Origin of the sequence: uncultured Ruegeria sp. (assembly GCF_947489545.1) — a bacterium.
Classification (GTDB): Bacteria; Pseudomonadota; Alphaproteobacteria; order Rhodobacterales; family Rhodobacteraceae; genus Ruegeria.
Window position 1 is genome coordinate 1 of record NZ_CANLDZ010000029.1, and the last position, 13,986, is coordinate 13,986.

A 13,986-nucleotide genomic window follows, 5' to 3' on the forward strand; every position below is an offset into this window, starting at 1 on the left:
TCTCCTTGCTTTGCAAATGCGCAATGATCGCCGCCCGAGGGCGGCGGGGTCCATACCATTGGCTCCTGCAGAGCAAGTCCTTTTTGATCTGATTTGTGCATTTTGTCAGAAGCAGTCATGTGTCCGGCCTGTTTGCGCGGTTTTGACCGCTGGCCCTCCCTCTCGGGACATTGCTTCGCAATGCCCTGCCGGGCAGTGGATGGGTTCCGCAAACCAAGTTCCTATCGGCTTTACGGACTATTATGTCCGCGCCATTCGGCGGAGTTTCTTGGCTTTGGCGGCAGACTTATGCACCATCATCTCGCGGGTCTTGCTAACTCGATGTTCCTTTCGTCTCAGGCTACAGCGCGTGGGCTGTAAGGTTCGTTGCGGGTGAGTACTGCCCAGACGATCCGGGCTGTCTTATTAGCCATTGCGACAGTTGCGACACGCGCGGGTTTGCGTTCGAGTAGTGATGTCAGCCACTTGCTGGCGCGTTCAGGGTGTGACCGTGTTTGTCGGACCAATGATGTCATGCCGACAACAAGCAAAGATCGCAAATACTGATCGCCCATCTTGGTGATCCGCCCCAGCTTCTCCTTGCCACCGCTGGATTTGTTTGCGGGTGTCAGACCCAACCAGGCAGCAAATTCCCTGCCGTTTCGGAACTGATGCCCATCGCCGATGCTGGCGATGATCGCAGAGGCCGTTACCGCACCGATGCCCGGGATTGTGCGCAACAAGCGCACCCGTTCATCTTCTTTGGCCACTTGCTTCAGGCGTTCTTCGTACCAGCGGACCCTTTTATGCAAAGCCATGAGTTGTTCGCACAGATTGTGGATCACTTCGTTGGCGATGTCGGGCAAATCGAGAACCTCACCAAGTGTGATATCCTCAGCAAAGCCAATCACCCGGGCGAGACCTCCTGGAATGAAGATGCCAAACTCAGCAACCAAGCCACGCAGATTGTTGATGAGTTGCGTTCTCTGGCGCACCAGAAGATCGCGGGCACGATGGAGTGACAGCCGAGATTGTTGTTCGATCGTTTTGGCGGCCACAAAGCGCATGGTCGGTCGGGTCACAGCCTCGCAGATGGCCTCGGCATCGATGGCATCCGACTTTCCACGTTTGACGTATGGCTTCACATACATCGGCGGGATCAGCCGAACCTCGTGACCCAATGCGGTAAGTTCGCGGGCCCAATGATGCGCACTGCTGCACGACTCCATACCGATTAAGCAGGGGCCCAGTTTTGCAAAGAACGACAGAAATTGCGCTCGTCGCAATGGCTTGTTGAACACGACTTCTTCGGTCGCGCTGATCCCGTGGACTTGGAAAACGTTCTTGGCCAGATCAACGCCAATTGTGGTAACTTGCATGGGGTGGCTCCTCTCATAAGCAGATTTTGACACCTGCAGTATGGCGCATTGCGACGCCGGTTGGAGCAGGAGCCATCCACCCCATCAGGTTTGACGACAGCCCCCGACGCTAGTGTCCGTAAGAAATAGGCGGACAAGGATGGAACCCCTTGCAACCGAAGTCGAGCGTGGAAAGCGGGCCAAACGCGAGTAACGGCTTGGCCTCACCTCTACTGACAGGTTTTGGCAGGTCGGTGTGATACACCGCAAGCAAAACGTGGAAGCGAAGGAGGTGCGTCGTGCATATCATTCTTGGAGGGACTGGACAGGTCGGGTCTGCAACGGCTCATGCGTTGTTGAAACAAGGCCAGAAGGTCACTGTGGTCACACGCGACGAAAGCCATGCTGACGAGCTGAAGAACAGAGGCGCACAGGTCGCTGTTGCCGACATTCGGGACCTCACTGCTTTGCGCGATGTGTTTCGAAGCGGAACGCGTGCCTTTCTGCTTAATCCACCGGCTGATCCATCGAGTGACACAGATACTGAAGAACGGGCGAATGTTGCCGCTATCATCGGAGCTCTGGACGGCTCTGGCCTTGAAAAGGTTGTGGCGCAATCGACTTACGGTGCGCGGCCGGGAAAGCCATGCGGGGATCTAACTGTGCTGCATGAGTTCGAACAAAGGCTCGCGGCACAGCCTATCCCGACAGCCATCAACCGCGGGGCCTACTACATGAGCAACTGGACCGGCATGCTCGACATAGTGCGCGAAACCGGAACTTTGCCGAGCTTTTTCCCAGACGAGCTGAGTTTGCCCATGGTGTCACCAGATGATCTTGGCCGCGTAGCCGCCCGCCGTCTGACCGAGCCTGTCAGCAACACCGGAACGCTCCATATCGAAGGGCCAAACCGTTATACGCCGCGTGACGTGGCCAAGGTCTTTTCTGACGCCTTAGGTCGCCCTGTCGAAGTTCAGGAGATACAGCGTGGCGAGCTGGAACAGACATTCCGCCAGTTCGGCTTTTCCAAGGAAGCGGCTGCATCCTATGCCTGCATGACCGGAGCTGTGATTGACGGAGAGACAGATACAGCCGACGCGCCTTCGCGCGGTGACACAACCTTAAGTGAATACATACGATCCATCATCGGCCACTCAATTCAATGAGGCTTGTGGCTTTCAGAGAAACGGAAGGTCGAACGTCAACGTTGATCTTCGAACAGACAATAAAGGAACGCCGATGACCCATGTTGGAACTTGTCATTGCGGTGCTACTCGTCTCACGATTCCACACTTGCCTAAAAAGGCCACCGCTTGCACATGCACATTCTGCACAAAGAGGGGCGTTTTGTGGGGCTATTTCCAACCCAATGACGTTGTCATCGCGGCGGACAGTGAACGTCGTGACTATGCACCGTCTGGCATGAACCACCATCACTTCTGTGGGCGCTGCGGATGCTCAACTTGGTCGAAGACACCCGACTGGAGCGCCATGGATGAGACCGGGGAGAACCAAACGCAGCGCATTGCGGTCAATCTCTGGCTCCTCGATGATGTCGATGTTCGGGCTTTACCGGTCGAACTTCTGGACGGCCGCAATCAATGGTGATGGAAGGCCTTTAATGGCCGTTGAGTACGCGACAAAGTGTGTGGACAAAAGAGGAAAGTGGTAATGTAAGACCCGACACACATCTGATGGAGGCAACCATGTATATCGTCGGTTTTGTAATCCCCGTTCCCGAAGAAAAGTTGGAAGCTTATCGAGATTGGTCCAAACGCTCCGTAGAACTGCTGACGGAATATGGTTGCCTAGAAGTCGTTGAATCGTGGGAAGACGACGTCCCTGACGGAACACACACGGACTTTCGGCGTGCTGTCGGCGCTAAGCCTGGTGAAAAGATAGTGTTCTCGTGGCAAAAGTGGCCAGACAAGTCGAGCGTCGATGCTGTTGAAAAGGCTATGTCTGAAGACCCTCGATTTAACCCTCAGGAAGAGATACCTTTTGACCAGAAACGTCTCATAGTGGGATGCTTCAGACCGATCATGTCCACACCCATTGAGACAGATTGATCTGCAACATAATAGCCCATACCGGGCATGGGCTCATTCGAAAGCAGACCTCTGCTTCTCAGGCGCCAACGTCCGTAAAATCCGCTCACTTGCCATGCGGTACTGGAATTTGAACGTCCGGAATGTGCAGTTTGCGACCCTCTGCACGAGCGAAGCCTCAAAGTGGGATGAAGGTCCGGTAAGGGCTCAAACCACCTGTCTGAACCCACTGCAGAGAATGGCTGCTCCGAGCCCAAAGTGACGGATGCTGCACGATCAACAGATGTCCGCTGTCGGGCTCTGTGCGTCGTTAAGCTGGGTAAAGATTGAATGCGCAGCACCTTCGGGTCGGCCCCGAAAAACCGTAACTTGATCTGCGAGCGACAGATAAACCGGCAAACGTGCCAAAAATTTCGGAAGCTCGATCTCTTGCCTCAGATTGAGGCCGCGCCCAACCTGACGGGCCACAACAATTTTTGCACAGTCATCCGGGTCCGAATGGGACAAAAGTAAAACTGAATGCCCTTTTTTCTTAACCGCTGACTTATTCAACTCAACAATCTCAACTTCCTCTTCAGCGATTAAGAAGCCAGAAGAAAGAGCGCAAACACAGGGTGAAGTGCGTTGGTAGATGTGCTCGAAGAACAGTTTAGAGTTTTCGCGCACATATTGAGCGTAACCGCAATTTTTGATGTAGCGCCCGATATGCCCAGGTCCCGACATGAATATCTCATCCAAATCTACGAACTCGCGACCAAGGAGCTTTGCAAGATGGGGTCCGGATGAGGTCTTGCCGACTCCACCTGGTCCAATGAGAAAAACGTGAAGATCCATATGAACACTATACCGACGACTACTGCGCCCGCACGCTCGTAATTGCATCTAAAGCAGCTTTCGCGGACGTTGGAGCCGCCGCAGCGAAAGTCAACTTCGGTCCGCTTACCGGACGCATGCACCCGCAGAGATCAAGTAGTTTGGGAAGGTCCGGTAGGGGCTCAACGCGCCAGCTCGGGCACGCCGCAGAGAAATGCCGCAGCGAGCCCACTTTGACCGATGCTGCAATGTGCACCAAAGTCTGAAGGCTGGTATGAAGCGGTCATTCGAGGATGGTTTTTGCGTCTTTCCGGTGATGGATGGTGGCGATTTCGACGGAATATCAGATGCTTGTGGGGCGTCGTATACAACAGGTGTTCACGTTTCTATCGCACAGTATCGTCTTCGTTGCGAAGCTGAGGCGGCAAGCAATTGAGGTTGGTCCTTTGTACGCCGAATATCAGCGTTTACTTCCGTTTATTCCCGATATTGAGCGGCGTCTTTTCCTTGGCGAAATCAGCCGTCGCCGGGACCTGCTCCTTTACTTTTTTCGGTTTCTTCACTTCACGATTTCCACGCTTCTTGTTGCCTTTGGACATCTGATTTCCTCCAATGTCATGTTTGTTGTGATTTCAAATGGTCGGACGGATACCGACGTTTCTTGCCAGTAGAAACTCTGTCGTGCGTCGTTGGATCGCAGCATTGAGCCGGGTTTCATTATGCCGCCCATGGCATTGATTTCGGACATTCCAGCGGGCCTGTTCGGCTTCTACTGCGAGATTGCGGATTGCGACCGCCGCTGTATTGCATCACGGGCGTCGAACAGAGTTCCCGCCAGCGATGATGGCGTTGATCATTTCGGCGACGACCCGGTGCCTTTCCATTTCGAGTTCGGTGCCAAGGGCGTTCACATGGGTCGCCGCGGCGTCACGAAGTACCCCCACGATCTCGTGTTCCGGCAGCACCCCGCGATCGTTCATGGCAAGCAGGAGCGCCTCGCAGATCGATAGGGCGGCCTGGCCTGCATGTTCGCTTGCGGTGGACATCTGAGTTTCCTTCCTTGGCATCGTGAACCTGAGAGAAGGTGAGGCTCAAATACACGCGTACTTGTCGCAGAAAGTGCTCTATGCTGGACTGATCCAGAGCAGTGTCCGAGCCGGTTTCTGCTTTTGGGTCCGCGACACTTGGTGAGGCCCCATGAAATCGATAGAACACAGTCCCCTGACCCGCAAGCTCTCGGCCTTCGTCGCCCTGTCGGAGGTCGAGCTGGCCGTGCTTGAACGACTTCATCAGCGTCGCCGCTCCTTCGTAGCGGGGCGTGATATGGTGCATCAGGGCCAGTCGGCTCAGGCCGCTTATATTCTGTCCGCGGGTTGGGTCTGTTCCTACAAACTGCAGGCCGACGGGACCCGGCAGATCGTGGATTTCCAGGTGCCAGGAGATTTTCTCGGGCTGCGGAGCGTTCTCTTGCGCACGTCGGACCACAGCTTCGAACCCATCGTTAACATCGAGGCCGCCGAAGTGCTGAAGAGCGACCTTCTGGCGGCCTTCGCGCAGACGCCGCGGCTTGCGACAGCCATACTCTGGGCGGTGTCAAGGGATGAGGCGATGGTGGTGGAACATCTCGTCGGGATCGGTCGGCGTGATGCGGAGGCCCGCATGGCGCATTTTCTGCTGGAGCTGGGGTCGCGGCTGGCGCTGGTGGGCATGGGGACTGAGGAAGGGTATGACTGCCCGCTGACCCAGTATCACATGGCAGATGCCCTGGGGCTTAGTGCGATTCACGTGAATCGCGTCCTTCGGCAGCTTCGCGAGAGTGGGCTGGTGACGTTTCGGGACAAACATGTGACGTTTCATGACTACAGTGGATTGGTTGAACTTGCCGAGTTCGATCCCGCATATCTGGACCAAACCGGGCCACTCTTGAAATAAGAAGAGCCGCCGGCCATTGATCGGCGGGCGGCCCCGGTGTTCAGGTCAGACGCTGGACATCAAGCGAGCGCGTGGGTCGCCGCATCGAGTTCCTTGTTGGTGTCGGCGTCGTTCTTCGCCGTGTTGGCTTTCTCGGCTGCCTGGTAGTGCTTCAGCGCCGTGTCCTTCTTCGGACCAGCAGGTGCCTTGTCCCACGCGGCCTTCACGGACGTCATCTTCTCGGCAGTCGTGTTCTGTTCGGGAGTCATTGGAATTGTCCTTTCCTGGACATTCCGAGAATAAGAAGCGCGCCGACATGCCGACCCTTTTGGGATCGGCAAGCCCACACGCTTCTCGGGTACTCGGAAAAAGATGCACCGCCAAATACTCGGCGGGCACGTCCCACCTAACCGATGTTGGTGCCACGCCGTACTGACGCAGGTTAGTCCTGGCGGCCGCGGCAGGTCGATTGCCTCTGCGCTTCTCATGTCACCGCAGTTTGCTGGTGGGAAATCCTTACCCAAGTCCCGTCATCGTTAAGATAGGTCGAGGCGCAGAGGGCCTTGTAGATCGGCACATCGGGTTTCTCTGCCGAGACGCGATAGGTAAGAATGGCGATGTCATGACACCGCATCACGCGCCGTTCGGCCATGACAACGGAGCGCCAGCCGGTCCTTTCACGAAGGTGGGTCCAGATCTGGTCACCCTGGAGGATGCCGGGCGGATAGGGGAAGACCATGACTGCGTTGGTCGCTGTTGTTGCCCGCGCGTTCTCGGCGCCACTGGTCCAGAAGTGTTCCTCCATGTCCCAGAGTATGCCCTGTTCTTTTGGAGAAAGCGTACCAGACTTGTGCGCTGCATGTGCCGGTCTCCTCGCGGTCGCGTTTGATACGGTCATTCGCCTGACCCCGACCCGCCAACCATGAACATCTGAAATAGAAGGAAGATGATCGCGAGTACCGCCCAGATCGCTCCGCTTTTGCCCGGGTGGCCGTCTGCGACGGTCGAGGCAGCTCGCTTCAGGCTACCTGACGTCCGGCCTTCGGGAAGCAGCTGGCTCAGGTCTCGTGCGACCCTCCCGTGATCGCTGGCGAGCGCAGGAACGTCCTGAAATCGGGCAAGCAGTGCCCCCAATCGCGCGCGCGCGGCGTCGCGCCCAAGCGTGACCAGTTCAGCGGTTTCTTTCCATGGATCGAGGCCAAGCCGCGCGAGCGTAGAGAGCACAGTCACGGCATTGTCGTTCCGGTCCTCGCCGACGGATGCATAGAGAAACCGATCGAACTCGGGCGGGTGCGGGTTGAGAACATTGGGGACGGCCATCGCCAATCCTTTCAAGGGTTGCAGGAATGCAGATCATCCCTGTTTCCCAAAGTGTACGCGGAGGTCGGTCCCCGCGCCCTTACACAGGTCAGTGCCCGCAAACCTCTCCAGGGAGTTCGCTACCCGCGCGGCGTCCGGGACTAATATGTGTCAGCACCAGTGGTACGGTTCCGATGTACAAGAGGAGAAATCGTTCGACTGGTCAGGTCCGGAAACCAAGGGGCCGTCAACAGTGGCGAGCGACAAATCTGCCAAAATCGTGGAGGCCAGAGATGAGCGTGCGTTCATCCAGTTTGAGGGTGACTTTCCTGCACCCGTTCAGCCTAGCCGATTTTCCGGACGAACTTCCGGCCGGGGACTACGAAGTCTTGATTCAGGAGGAACTTCTCCGCGGGCAAGGTTTCGAAACGTATCAGAGGACGGCGACCCATATGACCGTTCCTGGCAGAGGGGATCGGGCGGGTTGGATGGAACTGCACACGATATCAGAGCGCGACCTGAATGAGGCGCTGAGCCGGGATCAAGGTCCGACAGAGATGAACAACCACAGCGAAGCGGCGCTTTCTCCGCAGGAGGACTTGAAATGAATGCTCCCGAATGGCTCAAACCCGGCATCTATGGTGCCGTGATCGGTGCTGTCTTTGTCGGCGTCGTCGGATTTTCATGGGGTGGCTGGGTGACCGGCGGCACTTCGAATGACCGGGCGGTGGCGATGTCCCGTAACGATGTCGTCGCCTCAATGGTACCGGTCTGCCTCGACATGGCGCGGTCAGACCCGGCTCGGGCGGACAAGCTTGCAACGATCCGGGCAGCCTCGACCTACCAGAGGCGCGACGCTCTCATGACAGTCGGCTGGGCGACGATGCCAGGAACCGATGCCCCAGACCGAGACATTGCGCAAGCCTGCCTGAAGGAACTGGACCTCTGAGGTCATGCTGTTCAGAGCCGATGATGTGATGGCGCAAAACGGGTCGCACCGTCAAACGCGCGAGCCAGGCATCGCACCGAGTGCCAAAACCGAGATAGGAGCTTGCAATGCCTTCTGATGACAATGGACCGGAAGATCGCGGACCTTGGAAAAACAAGCAGACCCGCGTTCCCCCTGAGGTTGACGCAATTCTCAGGCGGGGCCGGGATCGGCTGCACGGCATCCTGCCGGACGGTCTGCCACCGGTGAAGCGTCTTGCAATCGGGGCCGCCATTGCGCTTGCGGCGTTTGGGGCGTGGTCCTCATATTACACGGTGCCGAGCGACTCCGTTGCGATTGTCCAACGGTTCGGGAAGTACGCGACCGAGGTCCCTCCGGGGCTGCACTTCAAGATCCCGTTCGGGATCGACGTGACCACATTGGTCCCGGTCAAGCGCCAGCTGAAACAAGAGTTCGGGTTCACGACCCCGGGTGCCTCCGATCCCTATCAGAGCCCGACGGACGGTCGCCGCGAGACCGAGATGGTGACTGGCGATCTCAACGCCGCGCTCGTGGAGTGGGTGGTGCAGTACCGGATTTCCGAACCTCGGAAATTTCTGTTCGAGGTGCGTGAGCCGAGCGCGACCCTGCGTTACGTCTCGGAGTCCGTCATGCGCGAAGTTGTGGGAGACCGCACAGTCGACGAGGTGATCACCGTCGGGCGCCAGGAAATCGAAAGCGAAGCCCTGCTGAAGATGCAGGCGCTCGCGACCAAATACGCGATGGGCATCAGCATCGATCAGGTGCAGCTGAAGAATATCAATCCGCCCCAACCCGTTCAGGCCTCGTTCAACGAGGTCAATCAGGCGCAGCAAGAAAAAGAGCGGATCATCAACGAGGCCCGCCGCGAATACAACCGCGTCATACCTCTAGCCGAAGGCGAAAAGGACCAGCGGATCCGCGAAGCCGATGGCTATCGCTTGAGAAGGATCAATGAAGCCGAGGGCGATGCGGCCCGATTCACGGCCCTCCTGACGGAATACCGTCTGGCGCCCGAAGTGACCCGGCGCCGGATCTACATCGAAACCCTTCAGGATGTTCTGCCGGGAATTGGTTCCAAGATCATTGTCGACGGGTCCACAGCAAGCATCCTCCCGCTTTTGAATCTGGATCGACAGACAGGAGATCAACCATGAAGACCCTTTCGCTTATTGCCTCGGGAATCGCGGTTGCCGGGGTCGTCGCTGTGTCATCCGCCGTCTACACGGTCGGCGAGGTCGAACAGGCCATCATCACCCAGTTCGGCAAGCCGGTCGGCGCGCCGATCACCGAGGCTGGTCTCAAGTTGAAAATCCCGTTCGTTCAGGAGGTTAACCGGATCGACAGCCGGGTTCTGGAGTGGGACGGTTCGCCATCGGACATGCCCACCAAAGACAAGCTCTATATCTCGGTCGATCTCTTCGCGCGCTGGAAGATCACCGATCCTCTGCAGTACTTTCTGCGCCTGCGCGACGAGCGCAGCGCCCAGTCGCGCCTCGATGATATCCTCGGCAGCGAGACGCGGAACGCCGTCGCCAAGCACGAACTCATCGAGATTGTGCGCACGACCAGGGGCCGGACACCGCTTCGGGACACGCTTCTGACTGATCAGGAGCTTGCGCAGGACATTGGCGCACTGGTTCCCATCACGAAGGGGCGGGCGCTGGTCGAGCAGCAGATCTTCGAGGCGGCGGCGGAGAAGGTGCGCGTCTTCGGGATTGAGCTTCTCGACATTCGTTTCAAACGCATAAACTACAATGAGAGCGTGCGACCCAAGATCTATGACCGCATGATCTCTGAGCGCCGGCAGATCGCCGAAAGATTCCTGTCCGAAGGCAACGGTGAAGCGGCCCGTATTCAAGGCAACAGGGAGCGGGATCTGAACAAGATCCAGTCCGAAGCCTATCGCGCCGTCGAGGAAATCCGTGGTGCCGCCGATGCCGCAGCAGCAGCAATCTATGCGGGCGCCTACAATGTCGATGCCGTTTCGGTCGAATTCTACGATTTCATCCGAACCATGCAGGCCTACGGCGACATGATCTCCGACGATACAACGCTTGTCCTGACGACGGACAGCGATCTGTTCCAGTTCCTGCGCGGCATGCAGGGCGAGGCAAACCCAATCCGCGATCCGGGCAGCGTTCCAAGCGACGGTGGCGTGGCGTCAATCGGCAGGGCCCGACCAGCGCAAGACCCCGCGACGCCAATCGTGACACAGACGGAGGTCGAAGCAGGCCGATAGGTTCATGGTGGAAGGTTTCAAGCATGAATTGAGTGTATCAATCGGGAAGCACGTCAATGACATCTGGACCACCGAGGTCGGTTTCTTTCCGCTTCTTAGCAAGACAAACCCACTTAATTTCCGTGCCCCTAACCTGCCTCAGCGCACGATTTGCGCTTGGCTGGTAGGTGGATGGCAAGATCTGGATCGCGATGAGGCGAGGGCCTGCCTGCCCACACTCGAGGACACGACATCCAGCGTCGCACCGCGCAGCGAGGAGGACAATACGCTATGACATCAGTCAAACATCTTACCAGGACGGCCGCAGAGACGACCGATCTTGAACGGCGCGTGTTGGCCCATGAACGGATTCTGCAGGCCCTGATCGCTTACATGGCACGTACCGAGCCGCGTTTCGTCGACCACCTCCGAGAACGGTTCGTAGAACCGATGAGATTGACCCGGCACGAGCATGATCACCGCGAAACCGACGACTACGCGGAAGAATTCATTCGCGCCGTGATGCTTCTCGGAGAGGAGCGCGCGCCCATCGCGAAGGAGCCGAAATTGACCGACAAGAAACCCGTGTCGGCGAAAGGCAGAGGAGAAAAGGGGTCTTCCATGAACTGGCCACCGCACCGCGGTGGAGTTCAGGTGCGCGAAAGGAACGGCATCTGGGAGGTGAAGATCGATGGCAAGTTCCGCGGCGACTACCACCAGAAGGAACATGCTCTTGCCGCTGCGGCCCTGCACAAGTTGTCGCCCCGATGACCGGTCGTACTCATCGGACAGTTCCGCCGGACTTCGCGATCCAGGTGGCCGAGAACGAAGGAATGCCATCCAGATCGAATTCCAGGGGCTCCCCGCCGCCGCCCGCGCCCACGCGACGGCTGACTGGAACGCTCACGCTTGGGCTATCGAAAACTCGCGCTGCAACCGGCGGACTCTGGTCCGCCAAGAAGCAAGCGGCGATGAGACACCCGCTGGCAAGGTTGATCTCGAGGCTGGCCATCATGGCTGGAGTGATAGCGTCCCTGGCCTTCCCCGTCCTTGCGCAGGATGGCACCGGCCCGATGCCTGGGAACGCTCATCCTTGCAAGATAATCATGACATGACCAGGCGCGGCCGTGTGTCTGGCATGCGGGTCAGCATCGGGTGTCGTCTGCGATACAGCTTCCCGCAGCCGACGCCGCTGATTGCGATGCTGAACGTCCACTACTCGCGCTTTGGCGATCTGGAGCGTGCCGATTACCTCGTGACGTCGCCAAGCGTGCCGCTCGAAAGCTACCGCGACGGCTTCGGCAACTGGTGTACGCGCCTCCTGGCTCCGGCGGGCGACTTCGCGCTGTCAACGGATGGCATCTTCCGCGACTATGGCCGACCCGATCCCGCGTCCCCTGGCGCGCAGCAGCACGCGGTCCAGGATCTGCCTTTCGAGACCCTCGTGTTTCTTCGGGGCAGCCGGTATACCGCCAAGATGACGGCGACCCTGGAAGACTGCGTCATCCTCCTGCACGAGAAGAAACTGACGTCTCTGGCCCCCATGGTGCCTTTGCTTGAGGCAGTCATGCAGGCGAACAAGCAGCTCTTGGTGATGGCCGAGGACATTGATGGCGAAGCGCTCGCAACCCTTGTGGTGAACAAACTGCGCGGTGGCCTGAAGGTTGCTGGTGTCAAAGCGCCCGGTTTCGGAGATCGTCGCAAGGCGATGTTGGAAGATCTTGCCATCCTTACCGGTGGACAGGTGATTTCCGAAGAGCTGGGCATCAAGCTTGAAAATGTCACGATGGACATGCTGGGCGATGCCAAAAAAATCACGATTACCAAGGACACAACAACCGTGATCGACGGCGCGGGCGACAAAGAAGCTATCGCTTCGCGTATCACCCAAATCCGCGCCCAGATCGAAGAGACCACCTCTGACTACGACAAGGAGAAACTGCAGGAGCGGCTGGCCAAACTGGCGGGCGGCGTTGCGGTGATCAAAGTTGGTGGCGCGACCGAGATTGAAGTGAAAGAGCGCAAGGATCGGGTTGATGACGCCTTGAACGCAACACGTGCGGCTGTCCAGGAAGGCGTCGTACCAGGCGGTGGCGTTGCACTTGTCCATGCGGGCAAGGTTCTGGAAGGGCTCAAAGGAGACAACGCGGATCAGGATGCGGGTATCAAGATCATCCGCAAAGCCCTTCAGGCACCGTTGCGCCAGATTGCGGAAAACGCCGGTGTTGATGGCTCGGTCGTTGCTGGAAAAGTACTTGAGAACGCCAGCAAGACGTTCGGCTATGATGCGCAGCTCGACCGGTACGGCGATATGTTGAAGGCCGGTGTCATTGATCCGACAAAGGTTGTTCGGATCGCGCTGGAATATGCGGCATCGGTTGTCGGCCTGCTGGTCACCACTGAAGCGATGGTGGCGGACAAACCCGCCAAGCCGAACCGCCACGGTATACCCGACATGGAGGGTATGGAAGGCATGATGTAGAAGCGAATTTTTGCTCGCGGCCTTGGAACCAATCTTTATGAGCCGCGAGCAGCATATTTCTGAAAACGGCCCGCACCAACGACCCGGCTTTTTTAGTCGCTTTCCCCCTGATTAGACCATGTCTGAAGGCTCCGCTTTCTGACATTATATCGCTCCAAGCTGATCTGTGTAAGTGTCGAAAACTGGAATGTAAGCTAGCTAGAATATGCCCGCTGAAAATTCAGCAGGAAGTGTGTTTTCGAGGTTTTAAGCGGCGCGCAAGTGGCAGTTCCTTAAAAAAGAAATTCTTCTTTCGCGCGCCGCTCTTTCTCGAAGTGCCTAGGAAAGGACACCACAATGAAACTCAAACCCAATACCATCTCGGAAAAGATGAAGTCCGTTAAAGCCAGCTGTGGAGGCGCACCCTTCGGTGAAAAACGAACGCAGGCCTGGAGACATTACAACGCTGCTGAAGCCGCGCACAAAGCGAATGACGACATCAAGACGAAACACGAACTCGACGCAGCCAGGAAAGCCCTTGCGTAATTAATAACGGCCGCGTGAAGACCCGGGCCAGTTTGCGCAAATGCGGAATGCAATACGCCGGGACCTGAACCGCAATCCATGATGGATTGCCCTACCTTGATCGGAAAAAACGTGAAAAATGTAAGTCTCGTAGCTGCCCTCATGACATTCGCCGCATTCTCCGCCAATGCAATGTCTGCCGAAATTGATACTGACGGCGACGGCATGGCGTCCTTCGCTGAGCTTCAGGTTTCATATCCTGAACTTACCGAGGAAGTGTTCGGCGACATCGACACAAATGGTGATGGACTTGTCGACGACGAGGAAATGGCTATCGCCGTCGAGCTTGGCAACCTCACGGATCCTGAAACCGACTCCTGAAACCAAAGGTTGGAGTATCCGCT

At 57.4% G+C, this 13,986-nt stretch carries 20 protein-coding genes and 1 pseudogene; 14 read left to right on the forward strand and 7 right to left on the reverse strand.

Annotation, left to right across the window (positions count from 1 at the left end; genetic code table 11):
- Window positions 1-335: 335 nt before the first annotated feature.
- A complete protein-coding gene (locus Q1B13_RS24240; protein WP_299085249.1) occupies window positions 336-1,358 on the reverse strand; it encodes an IS110 family transposase in 1,023 nt (340 codons plus the stop codon).
- Between the two features lie 278 nt (window positions 1,359-1,636).
- Between Q1B13_RS24240 and Q1B13_RS24245 the strand changes: the two genes are divergently transcribed.
- From Q1B13_RS24245 to Q1B13_RS24255, 3 genes are all read left to right on the forward strand, one after another.
- Window positions 1,637-2,503 carry an NmrA family NAD(P)-binding protein gene (locus Q1B13_RS24245; protein ID WP_298938581.1) on the forward strand — a complete coding sequence of 289 codons (867 nt, stop codon included), beginning with the start codon at window positions 1,637-1,639 and terminating at the stop codon, window positions 2,501-2,503.
- Window positions 2,504-2,684: 181 nt separating this feature from the next.
- On the forward strand, window positions 2,685-2,945 hold the full coding sequence (locus Q1B13_RS24250) for a hypothetical protein (RefSeq protein WP_298938582.1): 261 nt from the start codon (window positions 2,685-2,687) through the stop codon (window positions 2,943-2,945).
- Window positions 2,946-3,043: 98 nt separating this feature from the next.
- A complete protein-coding gene (locus Q1B13_RS24255) occupies window positions 3,044-3,406 on the forward strand; it encodes a DUF1428 domain-containing protein (RefSeq protein ID WP_299085247.1) in 363 nt (120 codons plus the stop codon).
- Window positions 3,407-3,661: 255 nt separating this feature from the next.
- On the opposite strand, the gene Q1B13_RS24260 is transcribed toward Q1B13_RS24255, so the two are convergent.
- Window positions 3,662-4,267, reverse strand: a complete 606-nt coding sequence (locus Q1B13_RS24260) for a shikimate kinase (RefSeq protein WP_367180727.1) — start codon at window positions 4,265-4,267, stop codon at window positions 3,662-3,664.
- Window positions 4,268-4,518: 251 nt separating this feature from the next.
- Here Q1B13_RS24260 and Q1B13_RS24265 point away from each other — a divergent pair, with 251 nt between their 5' ends.
- Window positions 4,519-4,869, forward strand: a complete 351-nt coding sequence (locus Q1B13_RS24265) for a hypothetical protein (RefSeq protein ID WP_298938080.1) — start codon at window positions 4,519-4,521, stop codon at window positions 4,867-4,869.
- 138 nt (window positions 4,870-5,007) lie between these two features.
- Here Q1B13_RS24265 and Q1B13_RS24270 read toward each other — a convergent pair whose 3' ends face one another.
- On the reverse strand, window positions 5,008-5,244 hold the full coding sequence (locus Q1B13_RS24270; protein ID WP_298938079.1) for a hypothetical protein: 237 nt from the start codon (window positions 5,242-5,244) through the stop codon (window positions 5,008-5,010).
- Between the two features lie 151 nt (window positions 5,245-5,395).
- Here Q1B13_RS24270 and Q1B13_RS24275 point away from each other — a divergent pair, with 151 nt between their 5' ends.
- Entirely contained in the window at window positions 5,396-6,130 is a 735-nt protein-coding gene (locus tag Q1B13_RS24275; protein ID WP_298938078.1) for a Crp/Fnr family transcriptional regulator, read from the forward strand.
- A gap of 59 nt (window positions 6,131-6,189) precedes the next feature.
- Here Q1B13_RS24275 and Q1B13_RS24280 read toward each other — a convergent pair whose 3' ends face one another.
- The 3 genes from Q1B13_RS24280 to Q1B13_RS24290 form a co-directional block, all read right to left on the reverse strand.
- Entirely contained in the window at window positions 6,190-6,378 is a 189-nt protein-coding gene (locus Q1B13_RS24280) for a hypothetical protein (RefSeq protein ID WP_298938077.1), read from the reverse strand.
- 215 nt (window positions 6,379-6,593) lie between these two features.
- Window positions 6,594-7,007 carry a hypothetical protein gene (locus Q1B13_RS24285; protein WP_298938076.1) on the reverse strand — a complete coding sequence of 138 codons (414 nt, stop codon included), beginning with the start codon at window positions 7,005-7,007 and terminating at the stop codon, window positions 6,594-6,596.
- The gene (locus tag Q1B13_RS24290) at window positions 7,004-7,429 is read right to left on the reverse strand and encodes a hypothetical protein (protein ID WP_299085239.1); all 426 of its coding nucleotides are present in this window, start codon (window positions 7,427-7,429) and stop codon (window positions 7,004-7,006) included. The genes Q1B13_RS24285 and Q1B13_RS24290 overlap by 4 nt, the downstream gene beginning before the upstream one ends.
- A 272-nt stretch (window positions 7,430-7,701) precedes the next feature.
- Between Q1B13_RS24290 and Q1B13_RS24295 the strand changes: the two genes are divergently transcribed.
- The 6 genes from Q1B13_RS24295 (at window position 7,702) to Q1B13_RS24320 (ending at window position 11,367) form a co-directional block, all read left to right on the forward strand.
- Window positions 7,702-8,016 (forward strand): hypothetical protein, encoded by a 315-nt coding sequence (locus tag Q1B13_RS24295; protein ID WP_298938074.1) that lies wholly within the window; start codon window positions 7,702-7,704, stop codon window positions 8,014-8,016.
- Window positions 8,013-8,357 (forward strand): hypothetical protein, encoded by a 345-nt coding sequence (locus Q1B13_RS24300; RefSeq protein WP_298938073.1) that lies wholly within the window; start codon window positions 8,013-8,015, stop codon window positions 8,355-8,357. The genes Q1B13_RS24295 and Q1B13_RS24300 overlap by 4 nt, the downstream gene beginning before the upstream one ends.
- 107 nt (window positions 8,358-8,464) lie before the next feature.
- On the forward strand, window positions 8,465-9,532 hold the full coding sequence (hflK, locus tag Q1B13_RS24305; protein WP_298938072.1) for an FtsH protease activity modulator HflK: 1,068 nt from the start codon (window positions 8,465-8,467) through the stop codon (window positions 9,530-9,532).
- A complete protein-coding gene (hflC, locus tag Q1B13_RS24310; RefSeq protein ID WP_299085237.1) occupies window positions 9,529-10,617 on the forward strand; it encodes a protease modulator HflC in 1,089 nt (362 codons plus the stop codon). The genes hflK and hflC overlap by 4 nt, the downstream gene beginning before the upstream one ends.
- Before the next feature lie 4 nt (window positions 10,618-10,621).
- Window positions 10,622-10,891, forward strand: a complete 270-nt coding sequence (locus tag Q1B13_RS24315; protein WP_298938070.1) for a hypothetical protein — start codon at window positions 10,622-10,624, stop codon at window positions 10,889-10,891.
- Complete coding sequence (locus Q1B13_RS24320; RefSeq protein ID WP_298938069.1) at window positions 10,888-11,367, forward strand: hypothetical protein; 480 nt, start codon at window positions 10,888-10,890, stop codon at window positions 11,365-11,367. Before Q1B13_RS24315 ends, Q1B13_RS24320 begins: the two co-directional genes overlap by 4 nt.
- 10 nt (window positions 11,368-11,377) lie before the next feature.
- Here Q1B13_RS24320 and Q1B13_RS24325 read toward each other — a convergent pair whose 3' ends face one another.
- Window positions 11,378-11,503 (reverse strand): hypothetical protein, encoded by a 126-nt coding sequence (locus tag Q1B13_RS24325; protein WP_281178064.1) that lies wholly within the window; start codon window positions 11,501-11,503, stop codon window positions 11,378-11,380.
- 510 nt (window positions 11,504-12,013) lie between these two features.
- Between Q1B13_RS24325 and groEL the strand changes: the two are divergent.
- The 3 genes and pseudogenes from groEL to Q1B13_RS24340 form a co-directional block, all read left to right on the forward strand.
- Window positions 12,014-13,078, forward strand: a pseudogene (gene groEL, locus Q1B13_RS24330) (chaperonin GroEL); the annotation flags it as partial.
- A gap of 336 nt (window positions 13,079-13,414) precedes the next feature.
- Entirely contained in the window at window positions 13,415-13,603 is a 189-nt protein-coding gene (locus tag Q1B13_RS24335; RefSeq protein WP_298938068.1) for a hypothetical protein, read from the forward strand.
- Window positions 13,604-13,699: 96 nt separating this feature from the next.
- Window positions 13,700-13,963 (forward strand): hypothetical protein, encoded by a 264-nt coding sequence (locus Q1B13_RS24340; RefSeq protein WP_299085234.1) that lies wholly within the window; start codon window positions 13,700-13,702, stop codon window positions 13,961-13,963.
- The last annotated feature ends 23 nt before the right edge of the window (window positions 13,964-13,986 follow it).

What these genes read in the sequence shown, in the direction of transcription:
- Q1B13_RS24265 (WP_298938080.1), top strand. Translation starts at nt 4,519, where the DNA reads ATGGTGGCGATTTCGACGGAATATCAGATGCTTGTGGGGCGTCGTATA.
- Q1B13_RS24260 (WP_367180727.1), bottom strand. Translation starts at nt 4,267, where the DNA reads ATGCAATTACGAGCGTGCGGGCGCAGTAGTCGTCGGTATAGTGTTCAT.
- Q1B13_RS24275 (WP_298938078.1), top strand. Translation starts at nt 5,396, where the DNA reads ATGAAATCGATAGAACACAGTCCCCTGACCCGCAAGCTCTCGGCCTTC.
- Q1B13_RS24255 (WP_299085247.1), top strand. Translation starts at nt 3,044, where the DNA reads ATGTATATCGTCGGTTTTGTAATCCCCGTTCCCGAAGAAAAGTTGGAA.
- Q1B13_RS24335 (WP_298938068.1), top strand. Translation starts at nt 13,415, where the DNA reads ATGAAACTCAAACCCAATACCATCTCGGAAAAGATGAAGTCCGTTAAA.
- Q1B13_RS24315 (WP_298938070.1), top strand. Translation starts at nt 10,622, where the DNA reads ATGGTGGAAGGTTTCAAGCATGAATTGAGTGTATCAATCGGGAAGCAC.
- Q1B13_RS24240 (WP_299085249.1), bottom strand. Translation starts at nt 1,358, where the DNA reads ATGCAAGTTACCACAATTGGCGTTGATCTGGCCAAGAACGTTTTCCAA.
- Q1B13_RS24290 (WP_299085239.1), bottom strand. Translation starts at nt 7,429, where the DNA reads ATGGCCGTCCCCAATGTTCTCAACCCGCACCCGCCCGAGTTCGATCGG.
- Q1B13_RS24300 (WP_298938073.1), top strand. Translation starts at nt 8,013, where the DNA reads ATGAATGCTCCCGAATGGCTCAAACCCGGCATCTATGGTGCCGTGATC.
- Q1B13_RS24270 (WP_298938079.1), bottom strand. Translation starts at nt 5,244, where the DNA reads ATGTCCACCGCAAGCGAACATGCAGGCCAGGCCGCCCTATCGATCTGC.
- Q1B13_RS24320 (WP_298938069.1), top strand. Translation starts at nt 10,888, where the DNA reads ATGACATCAGTCAAACATCTTACCAGGACGGCCGCAGAGACGACCGAT.
- hflK (WP_298938072.1), top strand. Translation starts at nt 8,465, where the DNA reads ATGCCTTCTGATGACAATGGACCGGAAGATCGCGGACCTTGGAAAAAC.
- Q1B13_RS24285 (WP_298938076.1), bottom strand. Translation starts at nt 7,007, where the DNA reads ATGACCGTATCAAACGCGACCGCGAGGAGACCGGCACATGCAGCGCAC.
- Q1B13_RS24295 (WP_298938074.1), top strand. Translation starts at nt 7,702, where the DNA reads ATGAGCGTGCGTTCATCCAGTTTGAGGGTGACTTTCCTGCACCCGTTC.
- Q1B13_RS24280 (WP_298938077.1), bottom strand. Translation starts at nt 6,378, where the DNA reads ATGACTCCCGAACAGAACACGACTGCCGAGAAGATGACGTCCGTGAAG.
- hflC (WP_299085237.1), top strand. Translation starts at nt 9,529, where the DNA reads ATGAAGACCCTTTCGCTTATTGCCTCGGGAATCGCGGTTGCCGGGGTC.